1 pseudogene is annotated in these 533 nt (G+C 45.0%); it reads right to left on the bottom strand.

The annotated features are described in order from the left end of the window. Nucleotides 1–520: pseudogene (locus R8N47_RS28005) on the bottom strand (lipase); the annotation flags it as partial. Nucleotides 521–533 lie beyond the last annotated feature (13 nt).

Here is a 533-nt window from a genome sequence, read left to right on the forward strand (position 1 = left end):
TGTATTCGCTCGATTCATCTAGAGAATCGGCAAACTGAACATAAAGAGATTTACCATTGGCTTGAACGACGTAATCTTGGTTCTGAACAAGGACTTTTGAAATCGGGTTAGTTTTTCCGTCCCATTCCGTCAAACGCTGGTTGATTTTGATAACTTTAACGCCAGAAGCCAACATGCCAGGAGCGAAGCCATCGCCGTTAAAGTTCAAAACGATAGGCATAGACGTTGACCAACCGTCCATTGTGTTCATTGATGCGCGTGGATTAGTAAGGGCATCATCACCGTTAGTTGGCAGGCCAAGCGTACCATCTGACGTATCCATAAGTAGGTAAGAAGGGGCAGGTACGTCTGCGTTTGCACCTTGGATAGTAAAGCTAATTGAAGTGCCACGATCTAGCAATGCTTGAACTTCCGATTCAAACGTTACTTTATCTGTTGTGCCTGAGCTTGATGTGTTGTCGCCACAACCTGCAAGTAGGATCGCAGACCAAAGCAGTGATAGTTTCAACGTATGTTTCATTGGGTTACTCCGA

The organism is Vibrio sp. 2132-1 (assembly GCF_033344315.1).